This is a genomic window from Streptomyces sp. MI02-7b, assembly GCF_033793585.1.
GTDB lineage: Bacteria > Actinomycetota > Actinomycetes > Streptomycetales > Streptomycetaceae > Actinacidiphila.
Genome location: NZ_JARAWX010000020.1, coordinates 105872 through 127613 on the forward strand (window position 1 = coordinate 105872; position 21742 = coordinate 127613).

Consider the following 21742-nt stretch of genomic DNA (forward strand, 5'->3'; position numbering starts at 1 on the left):
CGTGAGGCGCAAGTGAGCGTCCTTGTCCGTGGTGCAGTGCGGCCAACGCACGCCGGGGGGACCGGAAAACCACTGCCGCTTTCAGGCGATCCCGCCTGTCCTAGGAGTAGCTGTTCATGAGCGAGCACCGTCGCAAGCCGCCGCAGACGCCGCCCGGCGGCGGCCGCGCAGCCGCCCGGCGCGGCGCGCAGCAGCAACCGCCGCCAGGAGGCCGGCGGGAAGCGCCGCCATCGCAGTCGTACGGCACACGCGGAGCCGGTCCGGCCCAGGGGGCGGGCGGCGGTCCGCGCCAGCAGCCTCGCCGGGACGGCGCCGTCCCGGGTCAGGGCCAGGGCGGACGTCCGCCCGGCGCCGGACAGGGCGCACGGGGAAGCGCCGGCCACGGCGCGGTCCCGGGTGCGGGTCAGGGCGGACGCCGGGGCGGGGGCGAGCCCCCGTACCAGGGCCGCGCAGCCGCACGCCGCGCGGCCCAGTCCACACAGAAGGGCGGCCGTCGCCGCACCGCGGGAGCAGGGGCGGGTGCCGGGGGCGGGCGCGGCGGCGGCCAGCCGCCGAAGAAGCGCATCCTCGACTACCCCCGCTGGGGCAGGGACGGCTGGCAGCGCTGGGTGCCGTCCTGGAAGCTCGTGTCGGGCCTGTGCGTCTTCTTCTTCGGCAGTCTGGTGGCCGCCGCGGGCATCGGTTACGCGATGGTCGGCATCCCCAATGAGAACGACGCCGCCAAGTCGCAGAACAACGTCTTCTACTGGGCCAACGGCGACCGCATGGTGGCGACCGGCACCGGTGCCAACCGGCAGAACGTCACGCTCGCCGAGATCCCGAAGTCCATGCAGTACGCGGTCATCTCGGCGGAGAACAAGACCTTCGAGAAGGACTCCGGCGTCGACCCCATGGGCATCGGCCGGGCCCTGTTCAACATGGCCAAGGGCGGTGACGCGCAGGGTGGTTCGACGATCACCCAGCAGTACGTCAAGAACACCTACCTGAGCCAGGACCAGACGGTCAGCCGGAAGTTCAAGGAGCTCTTCATCTCCATAAAGGTGGGGACGAAGCTCAAAAAGGACCAGATCCTTCAGGGCTACCTGAACACCTCGTACTACGGACGCGGTGCCTACGGCATCCAGGCGGCGGCCCAGACCTACTACGGCAGGGACGCCGAGAAGCTGACGGACAGCCAGTGCGCCTTCCTCGCCGCGCTGCTCAAGGGCCCCACGTACTACGACCCGGCCGGCAACGTGAGCATCGACAAGATCGCGACGCCCGAGGCGAACCGGAAGAACTCCGAGGACCGCTGGCGCTGGATCCTCGGTGAGATGTACAAGGACGGCCACCTGACCAAGGACCAGTACGACAAGGCCGTCGCCAAGTACCCGATGCCGCAGGGCCTGAAGGCCACCAAGGGCATGACCGGCCAGATCAGCTACCTGGTGGACACCGCCAAGAACTACGTGCTCAGCCACTCCAAGATCAGCCGGGCGGAGCTCGACCAGGGCGGCTACCAGATCTACACGACCTTCGAGAAGCCGAAGGTGGACGCGCTGTCCAGGGCGGTTCAGGAGGTCGAGCAGGACAACCTTGACCCGAAGAAGCGCGAGAAGGACAAGTACGTCCAGTTCGGCGCGGCGTCGGTGAAGCCGAACGACGGGGCGATCGTCGCGATCTACGGCGGCCCCGGCTTCGAGAACAACCACTTCACCAACAACGCCAACACCTCGGGTGTGCCCGTCGGTTCGACGTGGAAGCCGTTCGTGCTCGCCGCCGCCATGGAGTACGGCACGTACCGGAGCCACGGCGAGGGGATCTCGCCGCTGAGCAAGTACAACGGCAACGACCACCTGAGGGTCAAGAACAACGACGGCACCGACGTCCTGAAGAAGGACAACACGCCCTTCTACCAGGAGAACGAGAGCGACTACCCCTGGGGCTACATCACGCTGCGCAAGGCGATGGAGCAGTCGATCAACACCCCCTTCGTGCAGCTCGGCATGGACGTCGGCATGGACAAGGTGGCCTCGGTCGCCGAGAAGGCCGGCATCCTCAAGGAGTCGCTGGCCGGCCGGAACGCCTCGTTCGCCCTGGGTACCTCGACGCCGAGCGCCGTCCGCATGGCCGACGCCTACGCGACCTTCGCCGCCTCGGGCAAGCACACCGAGCCGTACTCGGTGACCTCGGTCAAGCAGGGCGGTGTGGAGGTGCCCGGCTTCGACAAGCCCAAGGCCACCGAGGCCATGCCGTCGGAGGTGGCGGACAACGTCACCGACGTGCTGCAGAACGTGATCCAGAAGGGTACGGGTATGAAGGCCCTGGCGCTGGGCCGGGCGGCGGCCGGCAAGACCGGTACCACCGACAGCAACAAGTCGGCCTGGTTCGTCGGCTACACCCAGCAGCTGTCGACCTCGATCGCGATGTTCCGCGAGAACCCGAAGACCCACAGTCTGCTCTCGATGAACGGCACGGCGGGCGTCGCGTCCATCCACGGTGGTGACATCCCGACCCAGGTCTGGACCGAGTACATGAAGTCGGCGCTCAAGGGAACGCAGGACACCGGCTTCCCGAAGCCGGTCAAGATCGGCGACATCCACGACGAGCTGGGCGCCCCCGTGTCGCCGAGCCCGTCCGTCTCGGCCTCGCCCACCCAGAGCGCGAGCTCGACGCCCACCCCGACGTTCACCAAGCCGACCCCGACGCTGACGCCCACGCCGACGGACACCTGCAAGGCCTGGCTGGGCTGCCAGGACCCCGGCAACGGCGGCAACAACAACGGCGGCGGCGGCAACAACGGCGGCGGCGACAACGGCGGTGGCCCGGGCGGCGGCCTGCCCTCGGACTCCTCGAGTCCGTCCGTCTCCTCCAGCAGTACCAAGGGCACCGGTCTCTTCCAGGGGCCCAACGGCTGAGACCGCCGCGGCCCCGCCCGGGGACCGCACCCGCACCGATCCGCGGCCGCGGAGGGCATCACGCCCTCCGCGGCCGCGGCCGTTCGCGGCGGCGTAAGGAACGGGACGGCCGCGCTCAGCCGCGTAGGGCAGGATGTCCGCATGACGAGCGTGCGCGAAGACCACCACCGGGAGGCCGGGGCGGCCGACGAGGCCCGGGAGGCGGAGGAGGTCGTTCCCCCGACGGGGGAGGACCCGGTCGCCCGGGCCGGGAGCGAGGTCATCGGGGGGCCGCTTGGGCGGTTCGCCGCCGTGGGGCGCGGCGGGTGGTGGAACCCGCTGCGGGTCATCGTGCTCGTGGCGATCGGGATGTTCGCGCTCGGCATGGTGCAGAAGCTGCCCTGCTACGACAGCGGCTGGTTCTTCGGGGCGAACGCCCAGTACAGCCACGCCTGCTACTCCGACATCCCACACCTGTACTACGGCCGCGGCTTCGCCGACGACCTGGTGCCGTACTTCGACCACATCCCCGACAAGGTCTCCGGCGGCATGGGCTACCTGGAGTACCCGGTCCTGACCGGCGTCTTCATGGAGGTCGCCTCCTGGCTGACCCCGCACGGCGGCACGATCCAGCACCGCGAGCAGATCTACTGGCTGGTCAACGCGGGGATGCTGATGGCGTGCACCGCGGTCATCGCGGTCTGCGTGGCCCGCACCAACCGGCGCCGCCCCTGGGACGCCCTGCTGGTCGCGCTGGCGCCCGCGTTCGCCCTGAACGCGACGATCAACTGGGACCTGTTCGCGGTGGCGCTCGCCGCGGCCGGGATGATGCTCTGGTCCCGCAGCCGGCCCCTGGCGGCGGGCATCCTGATCGGCCTGGCGACGGCCGCGAAGCTGTACCCGGTGTTCCTGCTGTGGCCGCTGCTGGTGCTGGCCCTGCGGGCCGGGAAGCTCAAGGCGTGGGGCGCCGCCTTCGGCGGGGCGGCGGGCTCCTGGATCGTGGTGAACCTGCCGGTGGCGTTCCTGGCCTGGGACGGCTGGTCCCGCTTCTACGGCTTCAGCCAGGAACGCGGCGTCGACTACGGCTCCTTCTGGCTGATCATCACCCAGCAGACCGGCATCTCGCTCGACCGGACCGTGGTCAACTTCTACGCCGCGGTGCTGTTCGCGCTGCTGGCGGTCGGCATCGGCCTGCTGGCGCTGTGGGCCCCCAGGCGGCCGCGCTTCGCGCAGCTGGCCTTCCTCGTCGTCGCGGCCTTCATCCTGACCAACAAGGTCTACTCACCGCAGTACGTACTGTGGCTGGTGCCGCTGGCCGCGCTCGCCAGGCCGCGCTGGCGCGACTTCCTGATCTGGCAGGCCGCCGAGGTCATGTACTTCCTCGGCATCTGGTTCTACCTGGCCTACACCACGGGCGGCGGCAACAAGGGGCTGCCGATGGACGGCTACCACCTCGCCATCGCCGTGCACCTGCTGGGGACGCTCTACCTGTGCGCGGTCGTCGTGCGCGACGTGCTCTTCCCCGAGCGCGACCCGGTCCGCCGGGACGGCTCGGACGACCCCTCCGGTGGTGTGCTGGACGAGGCGGAGGACAAGGTCACCCTGGGCCGCTCGGGCCACCATGCGCGCCACGCCGTCCCGTTCGCCGGCCCGGAGGGCGCGTACGGGCCCGGGAGGCCGGTCCAGCAGCCCGTGCAGTGGGGCGTGGACCCGAACCCGCCGGCCTGACCTCCACGGCGCTCCTGAGGCCCCCGCAGCCCTGTGGCTCGGGGGCCTCACTGGTGCGCGGAGCGCGGCGTCAGCGGTCGACGACGCGGTCGAACTGGGTCGTGGTGTGCCGCAGATGGGCCACCAGCTCGTCCCCGACGGCGGGCGGGGCGACGTCGCCCGGCAGGAAGAGGATCGACACCTGCATGTGCGGGGGCTCGGCGAACCAGCGCTGCTTGCCCGCCCACACGAAGGGCGACAGGTTGCGGTTGATGGTGGCCAGGCCCGCCCGGGCGACGCCCTTGGCGCGCGGCATGACGCCGTGCATGGCCTTGGGGGCCTCAAGGCCCACGCCGTGGGAGGTGCCGCCCGCCACGACCACCAGGTGGCCGTCCTCGCCCGCCCTCTGCTGGCGGTAGCCGAAGCGCTCGCCCTTGGCGACGCGGGTGACGTCCAGGACGGCGCCCCGGTACTCGGTCGCCTCGTGGTCGCCGAGCCAGAGCCGGGTGCCGATCCGGGCCCGGAAGCGGGTCTGCGGGAACTGGGTGCGCAGCCGCTCCAGCTCGCCCGCCTTGAGGTGGCTGACGAACAGCGTGTGCAGCGGCAGCCGGGCCGCGCGCAGCCGCTCCATCCAGTGGAAGACCTCCTCCACCGCGTCGGAGCCGTCGGTGCGGTCCAGCGGCAGGTGGATGGCGAAGCCCTCCAGACGGACGTCGTCGATGGCCGAGTGCAGCTTGACGAAGTCGTCCTCGCTCACGCCGTGGCGCTTCATGCTGCTCATGACCTCGATGACGACCCGCGCGCCGACCAGGCCGCGCACGCCCTCCACCGACGAGACGGACCTTATGGCCCGGTCCGGCAGCGGGACCGGCTCCTCGCCCAGCCGGTACGGGGTGAGGACGAGCAGGTCGCCGCCGAACAAGTCCTTGATCCTCGCGGCCTCGTACGTCGTGCCGACGGCCAGGATGTCCGCGCCCAGGCGGATGGCCTCCTCCGTCAGGCGCTCGTGGCCGAAGCCGTATCCGTTGCCCTTGCAGACCGGGATCAGCCCCGGGAACTGCTCCGCCACGGACTGCTGGTGCGCGCGCCAGCGCACGGTGTCGACGTACAGGGAGAGCGCCATGGCGGGTGGGGTGGCCTTTCGTGGTGTCGGCGGTCGGGCGGGCGGGTCAGCGGCGCGACATGTAGATGTCGAGCGCCTTGTGCAGCAGCTTGTTGAGCGGGAAGTCCCACTCGCCCAGGTATTCGGCAGCCTGCCCGCCGGTGCCCACCTTGAACTGGATGAGCCCGAAGAGGTGGTCGCTCTCGTCCAGGGAGTCGCTGATGCCGCGCAGGTCGTACACGCTCGCGCCGAGCGCGTAGGCGTCCCGCAGCATGCGCCACTGCATGGCGTTGCTGGGCCGCACCTCGCGCTTGTGGTTGGCGGAGGCGCCGTACGAGTACCAGACGTGCCGGCCGACGACGAGCATCGTCGCGGCGGCGACCGCCTCGCCCTCGTGCGTGGCGAAGTACAGGCGCATGCGGTTGGGGTCCTCGGTGTTGAGCACCTTCCACATGCGCTGGAAGTACGACAGCGGGCGGGGCCGGAAGTGGTCGCGCTCGGCGGTGACCTCGTACAGCTGCTGCCACACGGCCAGGTCGTCGTAGCCGCCCTGGACGACCTCGACGCCGGCCTTCTCGGCCTTCTTGATGTTGCGCCGCCACAGCTGGTTGAAGCCCTTCTGGACGTCGTCCAGGCTGCGGTCCTCCAGCGGGACCTGGAAGACGTAGCGCGGCTGCACGTCGCCGAAGCCGGCGCCGCCGTCCTCGCCCTGCTGCCAGCCCATGCGGCGCAGGCGGTCCGCCACCTCGAAGGCGCGGGGCTCGATGAAGGTCGCCTCGACGTCGCGCAGGCGCTTGACGTCCGGGTCCGCGATGCCCGCCTTGATGGCGTTCGCGTCCCAGCGGCGGATCACCACGGGCGGGCCCATCTTCACGGAGAAGGCGCCCTGCTGCTTCAGATGCGCGAGCATCGGGCGCAGCCAGTCCTCCAGGTTGGGCGCGTACCAGTTGATCACCGGGCCCTCGGGCAGGTACGCCAGGTACCGCTTCACCTTGGGCAGCTGCCGGTACAGGACCAGGCCCGCGCCGACCAGTTCACCGGTCCTGTCGTCGAACCAGCCCAGGTTCTCCGAGCGCCATTCGGTCTTGACGTCCGCCCAGGCGGGGACCTGGCAGTGGCTCGCCGAGGGCAGGCTCTGGATGTACGCCAGGTGCTGTTCCCGACTGATGGTCCTCAGGGTCAAGCTCATGCGGGGCGCTCCCCATCGCTGCTGCGGCTAAGGCGTCTCTGTCTGCACTACTACTGCACTACTACTGCGCCGAAGCCTACTGCGAACGGCGAACGCCCCCGCGAGGGCTGTGGACAACCGGAGGCGACCGCTCGGGCCCGGACGGCCCTGCGCCGGGCCCGGCCGCCGCCGGCTATCCCCCCAGCACTCCGCCGAAGAGGCCGCCGTGGGCCATGCCGATGTAGAAACCGACGCCGGCCAGGCCCATCCCGATGATGAAGACGAAGCGCTCCGCGGTGGTGACCGAGCGGTACTGCCCGTAGGCGCCGACGAGCAGGCCGATCAGTCCGGCCCAGGAGCTGAGCAGGTGCAGTCCGCTCCAGAAGGCGGCGATGGAGGCGAGCAGGCCCAGCACGAGCGTCGCGACAGCGAGGCCGTTCTCCACCGGGTGGGGCCGGCCGTCGCTGTTGAAGGTGAAGAACCGGAAGCGGTGGTGGTGACGGGCGTCGGTGGTGGGTCGTACTGCCTGTGCCATGGGGCACCTCCGTGATGGAGAAGTGGCGCATCGTAGCGCCGGACACACCCGATGTGTACAGATTGCGGTCTTCCACGGGCGGATTTCAACCGGAAGCACAGGGCCGGGTAGTGTGTACCGTCTGCACCGGTGTCTGTGCAGGCCCACACAACGGTCCGCAAGGCCTCCGGGGAGCGATCCGCGGAACGCCCAGGGCGTTGTCGGTGGCCCGCGATACCGTTGCGACGCGATGCAAACCCTCCTGCCATGGAAACGCCATGGCCGCTGAGTCCGAAGGAGGTGGGTTCCACATGCGTCACTACGAGGTGATGGTGATCCTCGACCCCGATCTCGAGGAGCGTGCTGTCTCCCCGCTGATCGAGAACTTCCTTGGTGTCGTCCGTACGGGCGGCGGCAAGGTCGAGAAGATCGACACCTGGGGCCGTCGTCGTCTCTCTTACGAGATCAAGAAGAAGCCCGAGGGCATCTACTCGGTCATCGACCTCAACGCCACACCCGAGGTCGTCAAGGAGCTCGACCGTCAGATGAACCTGAACGAGTCGGTCCTCCGGACCAAGGTCCTCCGCCCCGAAACCCACTGAGCCTGACGGCTCACGGCATTTCGGGATACCGAGCAGCCAAGAAAAGCCGAGAGGTCACCCACCATGGCAGGCGAGACCGTCATCACGGTCGTCGGCAATCTCGTCGACGACCCCGAGCTGCGCTTCACCCCCTCCGGTGCGGCGGTCGCGAAGTTCCGTGTCGCGTCCACCCCCCGCACCTTCGACCGGCAGACCAACGAGTGGAAGGACGGCGAGAGCCTCTTCCTCACGTGCTCGGTCTGGCGGCAGGCGGCGGAGAACGTGGCGGAGTCCCTTCAGAAGGGCATGCGCGTCATCGTGCAGGGCCGGCTGAAGCAGCGGACCTACGACGACCGTGAGGGCGTCAAGCGGACGGTCTACGAGCTGGACGTCGACGAGGTCGGCGCCAGCCTGCGCAGCGCGACCGCGAAGATCACCCGGGCGAGCGGCGGCGGTGCCGGCGGCGCCCGCGGCGGTCAGGGCGGTTACGGCGGCGGCGGTCAGGGTGGTGGCGGCAACTGGGGCGGTGGCTCCGGTGGCGGCCAGGGCGGCGCTCCCGCCGACGACCCCTGGGCGACCAGTGCTCCGGCCGGTGGCGGCCAGGGTGGTGGCGGGAACTGGGGCGGTGGCTCCGGTTCCGGCGGCGGCTACTCGGACGAGCCTCCCTTCTAAGGGCGGCGCACCACACTTCTTGATCACACTGGAGAGAGACAATGGCGAAGCCGCCTGCTCGCAAGCCGAAGAAGAAGGTTTGCGTGTTCTGCAAGGACAAGATCACGTACGTCGACTACAAGGACACGAACCTGCTGCGGAAGTTCATTTCCGACCGCGGCAAGATCCGTGCCCGCCGGGTCACCGGCAACTGCACCCAGCACCAGCGCGACGTCGCCACGGCCGTGAAGAACAGCCGTGAGATGGCGCTGCTGCCCTACACCTCGACCGCTCGCTAAGGAAGGGTGACTGAGCAATGGCGAAGATCATCCTCACCAATGAGGTCAGCGGCCTCGGCGCCGCAGGCGACGTCGTAGAGGTCAAGAGCGGCTACGCCCGCAACTACCTGATCCCCCGCGGTTTCGCGATCGCGTGGACCAAGGGTGGCGAGAAGGACGTCGAGCAGATCCGCCGCGCGCGCCGGATCCGTGAGATCGCGACCATCGAGCAGGCCAACGCCGTCAAGGCGCAGCTCGCCGGTGTCAAGGTCAAGCTGGCGACCCGCGCGGGTGAAGCCGGCCGTCTGTTCGGCTCGGTGACCCCGGCCGACATCGCCGTGGCCATCAAGGCCGCGGGCGGTCCGGACGTCGACAAGCGCCGGGTCGAGATCGGTTCGCCGATCAAGACGCTGGGCTCGCACAAGGTGTCGGTGCGCCTGCACCCCGAGGTCGAGGCCGGGCTCGACGTCGAGGTCGTCGCGAGCTGACCCGCACCGCGTGAGCGAAGGGCCCGGAACCACTGGTTCCGGGCCCTTCGTCCGTGCCGGTGTTCCGATCGGGCGGACCGGGCCGGTCAGGCGCGGACCGCCCCGGTGACGGCCCACTTGCCGGAACGGGCGCGCAGTCGCAGGGTGACCAGCCGGGTCAGCATCATCAGGTCCATCGCCCACCACAGTGCCGTCAGGCCGCCCCCGAGGGCGGGCACGGCCAGCGCGACCGGGGCGAAGACCACCAGGGTGACGATCGTGGAGCCGGCGAGGTAGGCGCCGTCCCCCGCGCCGATCAGTACGCCGTCCAGCACGAAGACGGCCCCGCAGACCGGCTGCGCCAGTGCCGCGACCAGCAGCACCGGCACGAGGGCGGAGTGCACCGCCGGGTCGGAGGTGAACAGCGGCGCGATCAGCGGCCGGCCCACCGCCGTCAGCAGCCCGATCAGGACACCGGCGGCGACACCCCACTGGACCATGCGGCGGCAGGCGGCCCTTGCCGCCTCGGCGTCACCGGCGCCCAGGTGGCGGCCGATGATCGCCTGCCCCGCGATGGCGAGGGCGTCGAGGGCGTAGGCGGCGAGTGTCCACAGGGCGAAGGTGATCTGGTGGGCGGCGATCGACACGTCCCCGAGCCGGGCCGCGACGGCCGTGGCGATCATGAGCACGGCGCGCAGGCTCAGTGTGCGGATCAGCAGCGGCGTTCCGGCCTGGGCGCTGGCCCGGACACCCGCCGGATCGGGCCGGAGGGAGGCGCCGTGCCGCCGGGCGCCGCGGACCACGACCGTGAGGTAGACGGCCGCCATGGCGTTCTGGGCGATCACCGTTCCCCAGGCGGAGCCGGCGATGCCGAACCCGGCGCCGTAGACCAGCAGCACATTGAGCGCGGCGTTGGCGGCGAAGCCGCCGACGGCCACGTGAAGGGGGGTCCTGGTGTTCTGCAGGCCCCGCAGGACGCCGGTCGCCGCGAGGACGACGAGCATCGCGGGGATGCCGAGCGCGCTGATCCGCAGATAGGTGACGGCGTACGGGGCCGCGGTGCCCGACGCGCCGAACAGGCCGGTGAGGGCGGGCGCCGCGGGGACGGTCACGGCCACGGCGGCGACGCTGATCAGGAGGGCGAGCCAGATGCCGTCCATGCCCTGGCGTATCGCGGCGGGCAGGTCGCCGGCGCCGACCCGGCGGGCCACGGCGGCCGTGGTGGCGTAGGCGAGGAAGACGAAGACGCCGACGACGGTGGTGAGGAGCGCGCCGGCCACGCCGAGGCCGGCGAGCTGCGCGGTGCCGAGGTGGCCGACGATGGCGCTGTCGGCCAGGAGGAAGAGCGGTTCGGCGACCAGGGCGCCGAAGGCGGGCAGGGCGAGGCCGAAGATCTCGCGGTCGTGGCGGCGGGCGGACTGCTGACGGGAGAACTCGGCGGTCTGAGGCACGCGGCCAGCGTAATCATCCACATGTAATAGGTGCAAGGGGTCTTCGTCCATTACCTGTCGCTGCACAGGGTGATCTGCTCCGCGTCGTTTGTCGCGATCTTGAGCCGAAGGGGGAAGTTTTTCTTGTCCACAGCGGGTGGATGAAGAAAGTGCAGGTCAGAGCCGTGATCATTGGGTGATTGTGTGCTTGTCCACGTCGCTGTCCCCCGGCCTGTACACAGCTTGGGCGGGCTTCTCCACAGGCGAAGCGGTTTCTTCAACAGGTCGTCCCCAGCCCCTGTGGATAACCGTCTTGGCTCCGGGCCCCGAGGACCCCTACCGTGGGGCGTCGCCCGACGCGCCACAGGCGTGCGCGGGCGTCTCGAATTCGTCAGAACTGTCAGAGCGATGGCGTAGGAAAGTACAGCCACGCCGCGGTAGCGGTGCGCGTCCACGGGAGGAGGTGGCAGGGGGTGAGCCAGCCAGAACCCGCGGAGGACCACTGGGGAGGAGAGCCGCCCTTCCCGCCGGACGGTCCCGGCGACCGGCTGCCCGTCGCCCGGTTCCGCCGCAAGGACGACCGCGACCGTGACCGCGACCGCGACGAGGACCGCGGTGGCGGCGGCTTCGAGCGCGTCCCCCCGCAGGACCTGGACGCGGAGATGTCGGTACTGGGCGGCATGCTGCTGTCCAAGGACGCCATCGCCGACGTCGTCGAGGTGCTCAAGGGCGCCGACTTCTACCGTCCCGCGCACGAGACGGTCTACGCGGCGATCCTCGACCTGTACGCGCGCGGCGAGCCCGCCGACCCGATCACGGTGGCCGCCGAGCTCACCAAGCGCGGCGAGCTCACCCGTGTCGGCGGCTCCCCCTATCTGCACAGCCTCGTCAACGCGGTGCCCACCGCGGCGAACGCCGAGTACTACGCCGAGATCGTGCACGAACGCGCGGTCCTGCGGCGGCTGGTCGAGGCCGGCACCCGCATCACGCAGATGGGGTACGCCGCCGACGGCGACGTGGACGAGATCGTCAACTCCGCCCAGGCCGAGATCTACGCCGTCACCGAGCAGCGCACCAGTGAGGACTACCTGCCGCTCTCCGAGATCATGGAGGGCGCCCTCGACGAGATCGAGGCCATCGGCTCCCGCAGCGGCCAGATGTCCGGCGTGCCCACCGGTTTCGCCGACCTGGACTCGCTCACCAACGGCCTGCACCCCGGCCAGATGATCGTCATCGCCGCCCGTCCCGCGATGGGCAAGTCCACGCTCGCGCTGGACTTCGCCCGCGCCTGCTCGGTCGGCAGCGGCATGCCCAGCGTCTTCTTCTCCCTCGAAATGGGCCGCAACGAGATCGCGATGCGCCTGCTGTCCGCCGAGGCCCGCGTGGCGCTGCACCACATGCGCTCGGGCAACATGACCGACGACGACTGGACCCGGCTCGCCCGCCGGATGCCCGACGTCTCCGCGGCCCCCCTCTACATCGACGACTCCCCGAACCTGTCGATGATGGAGATCCGCGCCAAGTGCCGCCGCCTGAAGCAGCGCAACGACCTGCGGCTGGTCGTCATCGACTACCTCCAGCTGATGCAGGCGGGCGGCTCGCGCCGCCCCGAGAGCCGCCAGCAGGAGGTCTCCGACATGTCCCGTAACCTCAAGCTCCTCGCCAAGGAGCTCGAGGTGCCGGTCATCGCGCTCTCCCAGCTGAACCGTGGCCCCGAACAGCGCACGGACAAACGGCCGATGGTCAGCGACCTGCGTGAGTCCGGCTCCATCGAGCAGGACGCCGACATGGTGATCCTGCTCCACCGCGAGGACGCCTACGAGAAGGAGTCCCCCCGCGCGGGCGAGGCCGACCTGATCGTGGCCAAGCACCGCAACGGCCCCACGGCGACGATCACCGTGGCCTTCCAGGGCCACTACTCCCGCTTCGTGGACATGGCCCAGACCTGACCGGCCGGTGCCGCCCGCCCGGACCCGGGCACGTCCCGCTCCTCCCCGTACGGCGTGCGGAGCCGCGGGGAGTCAGCCCAGGGCCAGCATGAGCGGGGTGTGGCGCCGGGCGTCGTCGCCGGGAAGGTTGCGGTCGCCCAGCACCATCAGGGTGTTCGGGAAGGCGGGCAGGACGCCGTGTGCGGCCGCCCAGGCGGGGAGGGTGTGGCGCAGGGGGTCCTCGGTGCGCAGGTCGAGGCGGACGGGGCCCTCGGCGTCGCGGGCGATCGCCGTGACGAGCCGCCGGGCGGCGGCCGTGGTGTCCGCGACGATCGGGCCGAGGACGAGGGTGCCGTCGTTGCGCCAGGCGGAGGCGTAGCCGGTGAGCCTGCCGTCCTCTTCGGTCACCAGGGTGCGTTCGGCGAACCGGGGGAGATCCCGCAGCAGCGGCGAGCGGTCGGCGCCGAACACCTCGGCGTCCAGGGCGAGCAGGGCCGGCAGGTCGGCCTCCCCGGCGGGCCGGGGCGCGGCTGGGTCCGGTTCGTCGGCGGCCGGCGGGCGGAAGCCGCCGCGGTGGGTGACGACGGTGCCGACGGTGCGGAAGCCGAGCTTCTCGTACAGCGGCCGGCCGCGGTCCGTGGCGTGCAGGGTGACGGTGTCGTCGCCCGCTTCGCCGAGGACGTGCGTCATGATGCGCCGGCCGACGCCGCGCCCCTCGTAGCGCGCGGCGACGAGCACCATGCTCACGGCGGCGAGGCCGCCCGCGTAGCGGGTGAGGACGGTGGTGGCGGCCAGGCCGCGGCCGTCGGGGGCGTCGATGCCCCAGCCGGTGCCGTGGGTGAGCAGGAAGCGCCACTTGCGCTCCTCGGCGCCCCAGTCACGGCTGACGGCGAGCTCCGAGCAGGCGGCGAGGTCGCCGGGGCCGAGGCGGCGGACGGGCAGTGGCGGCAAGGGGGATGTCATGCGGGAAGCGTGGCCGGGGGTGGCTGGGCGGCGGGCATAGTTTTCCCCTATGGGCATCGGCCGGGCCGGATGTCCTCCGCCCGTGGAACCCGGGACCTGCCGCGGGCCGCGGAGGCGACGGCTGTCCGGGCAGTCCGACCGGCCGTCGTGTGGCTGCCGTTGCACGCGTCGGGGCCGGGGACGGTGACGCATCACGGCCGACCGGCGCTGCGCCCCCGTCGGTACGTCCACCGCCGAGCACTGCGCGCGCTCCCACGTGCTGGTCGTGCCCTTCGCCGGGGACGTGCGCGAGCCGGCGGAAGAGGCGATGCGGCTGTTCGGCGCCGGCCGGGTGGTCGCGTACCGTCGCGGAGGGACCGGCGAGGGAGAGGGAACGTGGGACGGCTGCACATCTTCGACATGGACGGGACGCTGATGCACGGCTCCTCGGCGAGCATGGAACTCGCCCGGGAGCTGGGCCTGGTGGCCGAGTTCCGCGAGCTGGAGACGGCGCTGGCGGGCGGCCTCCTCGACCCGCCCGGCTTTGCCGAGCGGGCCTGGGGGATGTACGGCCTGCTGACCGACGCGCACCTTGCGGCGGCCTTCGAGGGCGCGCCGTGGCTCACCGGGATACGCGAGGTGTGGGCGGACATCGCCTCCCGCGGCGAGCACTGCGCCGTGATCTCGCTCTCGCCGGACTTCTTCGTCCGGCGGCTGCTGGCCTGGGGTGTGCACGAGGTGCGGGCGTCGGTCTTCCCCGAGGTGCCGTTCGCGCCGGACGCGCTGCTGGACCGGTCGGGGATCCTGCTCCCGCAGTCCAAGGTGACGGCGGCGGACGAGCTGTGCGCCCGGTTCGGGGTGAGCCGGCGGGAGTGCGTGGCGTACGGGGACTCGATGTCGGACACCGCGCTCTTCGCCGCGGTGCCGGTCTCGGTGGCCGTCAACGGCGACCACCACGTGAGCGGCCTGGCGACCCACGCCTACGCGGGACGTGATCTGCGCGAGGCGTATGCACTCGTCACCGGGTGACGGTGAATTCCCCGCCGGGAAGGGTGCCGCGGCGCTGGGGAATGCATAACTCCGGGTAATGCCCGCAGCGTACGCGGCGTTCCGTGTCGCATGGGGGCGGGCCCCGTAGGCAACCGAGCCTAACGGGATTCGTATCCGCGTTTCCCGTTCTTCCGGCTATTTGTCCATTCGGCGTGATGCGCCTGGCAGGCTCTCCGTGCAGAACGTGTGCCGACGACGGACACCGACCGGGAGAAGCTCGAGGCGAACCTGATCATGGACGCTCTGACCACGAACGTTACCGGGCCCGGCAAGGGGGCCGACGCCGACGCCGACGGATGGTTCAGTCCCCGCCGGCCCCCGGACGGACCGCGGACGCAGCACGACGGGACGGTGGGCGGCACGGGCGCGAGGGGCCTCGCGAACGGGACGCCCAGCAGACCGGTGCGGCCGATCCGGCCGGTGGGGACGGGTGCCCACCGGATATCCGCGCGGCCGGACGCCGGCGACGGCGGCACCGCGGTGCCGCGGCCGGTCCCGGACCCGCCGCCCCCGCCCCCCTCCCCGCCCTCACCGGTCCCGGACCCGCCGGCGCGGTCCGGGCCGCGTACCGCGGAACACGGGCCGAGCCCGGACGCGGTACTGATCCGCAGGACCATGGAGACCGTCGCCCCCGTCGCTGACAAAACGACGTCGTATTTCTATGCGCTTTTGTTCATACGGCACCCGGAATTGCGCGAACTCTTCCCGGCGGCGATGGACAGCCAGCGCGACCGATTGCTGAAAGCGCTTCTCACCGCCGCAGAACACATCGACGACGCCGAGACGCTGACCGAATACCTCGCCCATCTGGGCCGCGGGCACCGCAAGTACGGCACCCGCCCCGAGCACTACCCGGCCGTCGGCGAATGCCTGATCGGCGCCCTGACCCGCTACGCCGCCGACATCTGGGACGACGAGGTCGAGGCCGCCTGGGTGCGCGCCTACACGGCGATCTCGCAGATCATGATCAACGCCGCGGCCGCCGACGAGAAGCACGCTCCGCCCTGGTGGCACGCCGAGATCGTCTCGCACGACCTGCGCACCCCGGACATAGCCGTGGTCACCGTGCGGCCCGACCAGCCCTACCCCTTCCTCGCCGGGCAGTACACGACACTGGAGACCCCCTGGTGGCCGCGCGTGTGGCGGCACTACTCCTTCGCGTCGGCCCCCCGCGGCGACGGCCTGCTCGTCTTCCACGTCAAGGCCGTCCCGGCCGGATGGGTCAGCGGGGCGCTGGTGCACCGCGCCCGGCCGGGCGACATCGTCCGGCTCGGCCCCCCGTCCGGTTCGATGGTCGTGGACCACAGCGCCGACAACGGCCTGCTCTGCCTCGGCGGGGGCACAGGCATCGCCCCGATCAAGGCGCTGGTGGAGGACGTCGCCGAGCACGGCAGGCGGCGCGCCATGGAGGTCTTCTACGGCGCCCGCAGCGACCACGACCTGTACGACCTCGACACCCTGCTGCGGCTGGACCGCACGCACCCATGGCTGTCCGTCCGCCCGGTGGTCTCCGAGGGCGGCCCCGGCAGTCTGCACGGTCAACTGCCGGAGATCGTGCACCAGTACGGCCCCTGGCCGGAGTTCGACGCGTATCTGAGCGGTCCGCCCGGGATGATCCGCCGGGGCGTGGACAGTCTGCTGCGCAGCGGCATCCCCTCGCAGCGCATCCGCCACGACCTGATCGAGGAACTGGTCGCGGCAGGCGACTGACACCCTCCGGCCCCGCCCCCGCCTCACGAGGAAAAACGTTGCCGCACCACCGCCCGGCCCGGATCAGCCCAGATCGGAGGAGAGCAGCCCCAGCACGCCCTCGATGTTGCCGTCCAGGTAGTGCCGCAGGGTGAGCGGGACGACCTCCACCGAGGCGAGCCCCACCCGGCTGAAGGGGACGCGCACGATCTCGTACGTCCCCGAGGGCTCGTCCACCTCGGGGCCGTGCCGCCGGGCCGGGTCCATGGACGCCAGCCGGCAGACGAAGAAGTGCTGCACCTTCACGCCGTGCGAGCCGTCGCCGGAGATGTGCTCGACGGTGTCGACGAAGGCGGGGACGACGTCGGTGACCTTGGCCCCGAGCTCCTCGTCGAGCTCACGGTGGAGGGCCTCCACCACGGTGGCGTCCTCGGCCTCCACGCCGCCGCCGGGGGTGACCCAGTACGGGTTGAGACCGGGCTTGGTGCGCTTGATGAGCACGAGGGAGTCGCCGTCCAGCAGGATGGCGCGGGCGGTGCGCTTGACCACGGGACGGGTGGCCGGGGCGGTCGGCGGAGCGGGTGGGGCAGGTGTTCCGGTGTCCGGGGGCATGCCTGAGATCTGCCGCGGCGCGGGAGGGCGCAAACGCCTCCGGGACGGCGAATCGGAACGCGCAGTTCCCCCGGACGTCACCCGCCGGCCGCCCGGCGCCCGCTCACCAGCCGGCCGCCGCCCGGATGAGCCGCTCGTGCACCCGCGCGATGTGCGGCAGGGCGAGCGTCCCGGCGCGCACGGAGACGAAGTAGGTGCGCAGCGGGGGCACCGGCGGCTCCAGCAGCGCCGCGGCGGCCCCTCCGGTCAGCGCCTCGCAGCACAGGTAGCGCGGCAGTACGGCCATGCCGACGCCGGCCAGTACGCACTCCAGCACCGCCCGCAGGTCCGGCACCACGATCGCCGGCACGATCGCGGGGCTGCTGTCGAAGACCGCCGACCAGTAGTGGTCGAGCAGCGGCATGCCCTCGTCGTAGGAGATCACCGGGACGTCGTCCAGGGCCCGAACGCCGTGGGTGTGCACGGCCTGCGGCCCGCCGATGCGCTCCTGCCAGGCGGGGGCCGCGACCAGGATCTGCTCCTCGTCCCACAGCGGGGTGGCGGCCAGCAGGCGGTCCCGCGGGCGGATGGTGCCCAGGGACACGTCGTGGTGCCCGGCGGCGAGACCGGCCAGCGCCTCGTCCTCGCCCGCGAGCGCTATGCGCAGTTGCAGGCCCTCGGCGACCAGCGGCGCCAGCGCGGGCAGGGCGCGCAGCGAGGTGAAGGTGGGGGGTCCGGCGAGGTGGAGGGTGCGGTGGCCGGAGTCCTCGGCGATGTCCCCCTCGGTGATCTCCAGGAGGGCGTCGAGGTGCGGGGCGACCCGGTGGGCCAGGTCGTCGCCGACCGGCGTGGGGCTGACCCCGCGCGGCAGCCGCAGGAACAGCGGGCGGCCGACCTGCCGTTCGAGGCTGCGGATCTGGCTGGTGACCGCGGGCTGGGACAGGCCCAGCAACTGGGCGGCCCTGGTGAAGGATCCGGCTCGGTGCACCGTGACGAACGTGCGCAGCAGAGCCAGATCCATGGAACCGCTCCCTTGAAGCGTCTGTCGTGCCCGCAACTATAAATATATCGATAGGTCTGCATCGCAACTGTGATTGGACACTGACGCAGAGTCAACTAGCCTTGTTCGAGCGGATCTCCGCGCGTAAAGCCAGGGTGGTCCGAGCCACGAGGGGGGAGGCTCGGGCCACCCATTCTGCGTAGCACCGCCTACGTAGATATATCTGTTCTGCGTGAACGGCGGGCGCTACTTGGCGGCGTCGAGCGCGTGCAGCACGTCCCGCACGATGTCGGCCGCGTCCTCCACACCCACCGAGAAGCGGACAAAGCCCTCGGGCACCGCGTCCCCGCCCCAGCGCGCCCGGCGCTCGGCCGTGCTCGTCACGCTGCCGAAACTGGTCGCCTCGGTCGTCAGCAGCAGCGCGGACAGGAAGCGTTCGGCGTGCGCCTTGTCCGGGAGCGTGAAGGAGACGACGCTGCCGAAGCGGGCCATCTGCGCTGCCGCCACGGCGTGCGCGGGGTCCTCGGGGTGGCCGGGGTGGCGCACATCGGTGACCTCGGGGCGCTCCAGCAACGCGGCGGTCAGCGCCAGCGCGTTGGCGGCCTGCCGGTCCACGCGCAGCGCGAGCGTGGACAGCGAGCGGTGCGCCAGCCAGGCCTCCATCGGGCCCGGAATGGCGCCCACCGTCTTGCGCCACAGCCGTACCTGGGCGGCGAGTTCGGGGCGGCGGGTGGTCACGTAGCCCAGCAGCAGGTCACCGTGGCCGGACAGCGCCTTGGTGCCGCTGGCCACCGAGAAGTCCGCGCCGAGGTCGAGCGGGCGCTGACCGAGCGGCGTGGCCAGGGTGTTGTCCACGGCGACCAGCGCCCCGGCGGCGTGGGCCGCGTCGGCCAGGCGCCGGATGTCGCACACGTCCAGGCCCGGGTTGGACGGGGTCTCGATCCACAGCAGCTTCGCGCCGTGGAGCACCTCCGCCTGTGCGTCGCCCGCGGTCGGGGCGAGCCGTACCTCCACCCCGTACTCCTCCAGACGCCCCCGCAGGGAGCGGGTGGCCTGGTAGCAGTCCGAGGGGAGCACCACGGTGTCCCCGGTGCGCACCTGGGAGAGCAGCACGGAGGAGATCGCGCCCATGCCGGAGGAGAAGACCAGTGTCTCGGCGTCGGCGTCCGGGGACTCCAGGGCGGAGATGGCCTCCTCCAGCCGGGTCCACGTGGGGTTCTCGTCACGTCCGTAGGTGTACGGACCGGAGACGTCGCCCGGCAGGTGGAAATGCGCGGCGAAGACCGGGCCGGGCAGCGCGGGCTCGTGCGGCCGGGCCTCCGGGCGCCCGGCGTGCACGCTGCGCGTGCTGTCCCCGGGCGCGTTCTCGTACTCCGTCATCGCGCTCTCCTCGCTCTCCCCGCGACGTCGGACGTCACGGCGGACCATGTCGGTGTACGGCCCATCCAACCCGATCGGCCCTCAGGCCCGCGACAGGGCCTCCCGGGCGGCGCGGCCGGCGGCGGCGCCGTAGTGGCCGCCGAAGAGCGCCGCGTGCACCAGCAGCGGGTGCAACTGGTGCAGCGCCACCCGCTCCCGCCGCCCCGGAACCGGGCGCACCTCCTCGTACGCCGCGAGGATCCGCGGCATCTGCGGGCAGCCGAACAGCTCCAGCATCGCCAGGTCCGCCTCGGGGTCGCCGCCCTGCGCGGCGGGGTCGACCAGCCGGGCGCGGCCGTCGGCGGCGAACAGGACGTTGCCGGACCACAGGTCGCCGTGGATCAGCGCGGGCGGCCGCGGGGCTCCCGCGATCCGCGGCAGCAGCTCGCAGACCCGCTCCACCGACCGCACATCGGCCGGGGCCATCGCCCCGTCGCCGGCGGCCTGCCGCAGGAAGGGCAGCAGCCGGTGCTCGGCGTGGAAGGCCGCCCAGTCCTCCGGGGCGGCCGGCGGCGGCCCGGTGGGGGACGGCAGCGGGAGCCGGCCGAGGAAACCGGGGCCGGCGGGGCCCCAGGCCGCGGCCCGTACGTCGTGCAGTGCGGCCAGTTCACGGCCCAGCCGCTCGGCCTGGGAGGGCGTGGCGGGTCCGGGCTCGATCCACTCCAGGACCAGGGTGTTCCGGTCGGCCGCCAGCACCTGCGGCACCGCGACCGTGCCGGTGGAGCCGAGCAACCGCAGTCCCGCGGCCTCCGCGGCGAAGAAACCGTCCGGGGCGTCGTGGAGCGTCTTGGCGAAGACCGCGCCGGGTCCGCCGGGCCCGTCCAGCCGGGCCGCCGTGCAGATGGAACCGCCGCCCACCGGGACGGGATCGCCGGCGTCCCGGCCCAGCAGGGCCGACACGTCGGCAGCGAGGCCGGCGAGGCCGCCCCCGCCGGCGACGGCGGGCGGGTTCATGGCGCCGGGGCGGGCTCGCCGAGGGCGTCGCGCACGGTGTCCAGCAGGCCGTCGGCGGCGGCCTCGCACATCTCCAGGCAGAGCGCGAAGCCGTCCATGTCCCCGTAGTAGGGGTCCGGCACGTCGAGTGCGCCGGCGTCCGCCGAGCCCGCGACCGCCGGGTCCCAGCTGCGCAGCAGCCGTACCTTGGCGGCGTCCTGCGGGGTCGGCGCGAGGCGCCGCAGGGCCCGCAGGTGCCCGGCGTCCAGGGCGACGACCAGGTCCAGCCCGGCGAACCACTCGGGCTGGAACTGCCGGGCGACGTGCTCGTGCCCGTACCCCGCGGCACGGAGCACGGAGACCGTGCGGTGGTCGGCGCCGTCCCCCTCGTGCCAGGAGCCGGTGCCCGCGCTGTCGATCACGACGCGGCCGTCGAGCCCGGCCTCCTCGACGCGGGCGCGGAAGACGTGCTCGGCCATGGGCGACCGGCAGATGTTCCCGGTGCAGACGAAGCACACCCGGAACGGTGTGCGGGACGACGACGCAGCGCTCATGGCCTCCATGATGCAGCTCTCGCGCTCAGTCCTCGTCGGGCAGGAGCATGTTGAGCGCCCAGGACACGATGCTGATGATCAGCCCGCCGAGCACGGCGGCCCAGAAGCCCTCGACGTGGAAGTCCAGGCTCAGCTTGCCGGACAGCCAGGAGGTCAGCAGCAGCATCAGGGCGTTCACCACCAGGGTGAACAGTCCCAGGGTGAGGATCAGCAGGGGGAAAGAGAGCAGCTTCACCAACGGCTTCACCAGCCAGTTGACCAGGCCGAAGACCAGGGCGACCAGGATCAGGGTGAGAGCCTTGTGCGCCGTGTCGTCACCGGTGAGCGTGATGTTGCCCACGAGCCAGATGGCCACGAGCAGGGCCCCGGCGTTCGCGAGCGTCTTGACGACGAAGTTCATCATGGCTGAGATCGTCGCAGAAGTGATCGCGCAGGCACAGGGGTGCAAGGGAGCGGGCAAGTGAAGGTGTTCCGGCTGGACGACCTGGAGGCCGAACGCGCCGCCAACAACGGCGCGTATCTGAGCTTCCTGCGGGAGCGGAACATGTCCGCCGGGCTGTACGCGCTGGCGGCGGGCGAGCTCGACCCGCAGAAGCCGCACGACCAGGACGAGATCTACCTCGTGGTGAGCGGCCGCGCGCTGATCACCGTGGGGGAGGAGACGACGCAGGTCGCGCGGGGCAGCGTGGTCCACGTGCCGGCCCGGGTGCCGCACCGCTTCCACCACATCAGCGAGGACCTGCGGGTCCTGGTGGTCTTCTCACCGCCGGAGGGATGAGGGCCGCCGTCCGGGTCCCGTAGGGGGACGGTCAGGGACGGATGGGGCCCGCCGGGCCTCCGCGCCGGCCCCTCGCGGCCCTAG

General features: G+C 71.6%; 21 protein-coding genes. 10 read left to right on the plus strand and 11 right to left on the minus strand.

Translation table 11 applies throughout. The annotated features are described in order from the left end of the window. The first annotated feature begins 116 nt into the window (after positions 1-116). Positions 117-2897 carry a transglycosylase domain-containing protein gene (locus tag PV364_RS29110; protein ID WP_319663370.1) on the plus strand — a complete coding sequence of 927 codons (2781 nt, stop codon included), beginning with the start codon at positions 117-119 and terminating at the stop codon, positions 2895-2897. 141 nt (positions 2898-3038) lie between these two features. Next, complete coding sequence (locus PV364_RS29115) at positions 3039-4604, plus strand: glycosyltransferase family 87 protein (protein WP_319663371.1); 1566 nt, start codon at positions 3039-3041, stop codon at positions 4602-4604. A gap of 70 nt (positions 4605-4674) precedes the next feature. Here PV364_RS29115 and PV364_RS29120 read toward each other — a convergent pair whose 3' ends face one another. From PV364_RS29120 to PV364_RS29130, 3 genes are all read right to left on the minus strand, one after another. Next, complete coding sequence (locus PV364_RS29120) at positions 4675-5706, minus strand: alanine racemase (protein WP_319663372.1); 1032 nt, start codon at positions 5704-5706, stop codon at positions 4675-4677. 46 nt (positions 5707-5752) lie between these two features. After that, positions 5753-6874, minus strand: coding sequence for a lipid II:glycine glycyltransferase FemX (locus PV364_RS29125; RefSeq protein ID WP_319663373.1), 1122 nt, complete (start codon positions 6872-6874; stop codon positions 5753-5755). A gap of 172 nt (positions 6875-7046) precedes the next feature. Then, positions 7047-7388, minus strand: a complete 342-nt coding sequence (locus PV364_RS29130; RefSeq protein ID WP_319663374.1) for a hypothetical protein — start codon at positions 7386-7388, stop codon at positions 7047-7049. 290 nt (positions 7389-7678) lie between these two features. On the opposite strand from PV364_RS29130, the gene rpsF reads away from it, so the two are divergent. The 4 genes from rpsF (at position 7679) to rplI (ending at position 9365) form a co-directional block, all read left to right on the plus strand. Further along, a complete protein-coding gene (rpsF, locus tag PV364_RS29135; protein ID WP_319663375.1) occupies positions 7679-7969 on the plus strand; it encodes a 30S ribosomal protein S6 in 291 nt (96 codons plus the stop codon). A gap of 63 nt (positions 7970-8032) precedes the next feature. Then, entirely contained in the window at positions 8033-8620 is a 588-nt protein-coding gene (locus tag PV364_RS29140) for a single-stranded DNA-binding protein (RefSeq protein ID WP_319663376.1), read from the plus strand. Positions 8621-8661: 41 nt separating this feature from the next. Beyond that, positions 8662-8898 (plus strand): 30S ribosomal protein S18, encoded by a 237-nt coding sequence (gene rpsR, locus PV364_RS29145; protein WP_026250812.1) that lies wholly within the window; start codon positions 8662-8664, stop codon positions 8896-8898. Between the two features lie 17 nt (positions 8899-8915). Continuing rightward, positions 8916-9365, plus strand: a complete 450-nt coding sequence (rplI, locus tag PV364_RS29150; protein WP_319663377.1) for a 50S ribosomal protein L9 — start codon at positions 8916-8918, stop codon at positions 9363-9365. An 86-nt stretch (positions 9366-9451) separates the two neighbouring features. Here rplI and PV364_RS29155 read toward each other — a convergent pair whose 3' ends face one another. Then, complete coding sequence (locus PV364_RS29155; protein WP_319663379.1) at positions 9452-10795, minus strand: MATE family efflux transporter; 1344 nt, start codon at positions 10793-10795, stop codon at positions 9452-9454. 452 nt (positions 10796-11247) lie between these two features. On the opposite strand from PV364_RS29155, the gene dnaB reads away from it, so the two are divergent. Further along, entirely contained in the window at positions 11248-12723 is a 1476-nt protein-coding gene (gene dnaB, locus PV364_RS29160; protein WP_319663381.1) for a replicative DNA helicase, read from the plus strand. A gap of 72 nt (positions 12724-12795) precedes the next feature. Here dnaB and PV364_RS29165 read toward each other — a convergent pair whose 3' ends face one another. Further along, complete coding sequence (locus PV364_RS29165; RefSeq protein WP_319663382.1) at positions 12796-13665, minus strand: GNAT family N-acetyltransferase; 870 nt, start codon at positions 13663-13665, stop codon at positions 12796-12798. Between the two features lie 375 nt (positions 13666-14040). Between PV364_RS29165 and PV364_RS29170 the strand changes: the two genes are divergently transcribed. Next, on the plus strand, positions 14041-14673 hold the full coding sequence (locus PV364_RS29170) for an HAD-IB family phosphatase (RefSeq protein ID WP_319663384.1): 633 nt from the start codon (positions 14041-14043) through the stop codon (positions 14671-14673). A 255-nt stretch (positions 14674-14928) separates the two neighbouring features. Next, positions 14929-16404: a globin domain-containing protein gene (locus PV364_RS29175; RefSeq protein WP_319663442.1), complete on the plus strand. Its 1476-nt coding sequence runs from the start codon at positions 14929-14931 to the stop codon at positions 16402-16404. A gap of 63 nt (positions 16405-16467) precedes the next feature. Here PV364_RS29175 and PV364_RS29180 read toward each other — a convergent pair whose 3' ends face one another. The 6 genes from PV364_RS29180 to PV364_RS29205 all read right to left on the minus strand — a co-directional run bounded on the left by PV364_RS29180 (position 16468) and on the right by PV364_RS29205 (position 21283). Further along, a complete protein-coding gene (locus tag PV364_RS29180) occupies positions 16468-16995 on the minus strand; it encodes an NUDIX hydrolase (protein ID WP_319663385.1) in 528 nt (175 codons plus the stop codon). A gap of 103 nt (positions 16996-17098) precedes the next feature. Beyond that, positions 17099-17995: a LysR family transcriptional regulator gene (locus PV364_RS29185; protein ID WP_319663386.1), complete on the minus strand. Its 897-nt coding sequence runs from the start codon at positions 17993-17995 to the stop codon at positions 17099-17101. 225 nt (positions 17996-18220) lie between these two features. Beyond that, complete coding sequence (locus tag PV364_RS29190) at positions 18221-19354, minus strand: cystathionine gamma-lyase (RefSeq protein WP_319663387.1); 1134 nt, start codon at positions 19352-19354, stop codon at positions 18221-18223. Between the two features lie 81 nt (positions 19355-19435). Further along, positions 19436-20347, minus strand: coding sequence for a fructosamine kinase family protein (locus tag PV364_RS29195; protein WP_319663389.1), 912 nt, complete (start codon positions 20345-20347; stop codon positions 19436-19438). Continuing rightward, positions 20344-20880, minus strand: coding sequence for a low molecular weight protein-tyrosine-phosphatase (locus PV364_RS29200; protein ID WP_319663390.1), 537 nt, complete (start codon positions 20878-20880; stop codon positions 20344-20346). Before PV364_RS29200 ends, PV364_RS29195 begins: the two co-directional genes overlap by 4 nt. Before the next feature lie 25 nt (positions 20881-20905). Beyond that, the gene (locus PV364_RS29205; RefSeq protein WP_319663391.1) at positions 20906-21283 is read right to left on the minus strand and encodes a phage holin family protein; all 378 of its coding nucleotides are present in this window, start codon (positions 21281-21283) and stop codon (positions 20906-20908) included. A 57-nt stretch (positions 21284-21340) separates the two neighbouring features. On the opposite strand from PV364_RS29205, the gene PV364_RS29210 reads away from it, so the two are divergent. After that, entirely contained in the window at positions 21341-21658 is a 318-nt protein-coding gene (locus PV364_RS29210) for a cupin domain-containing protein (protein ID WP_319663392.1), read from the plus strand. The last annotated feature ends 84 nt before the right edge of the window (positions 21659-21742 follow it).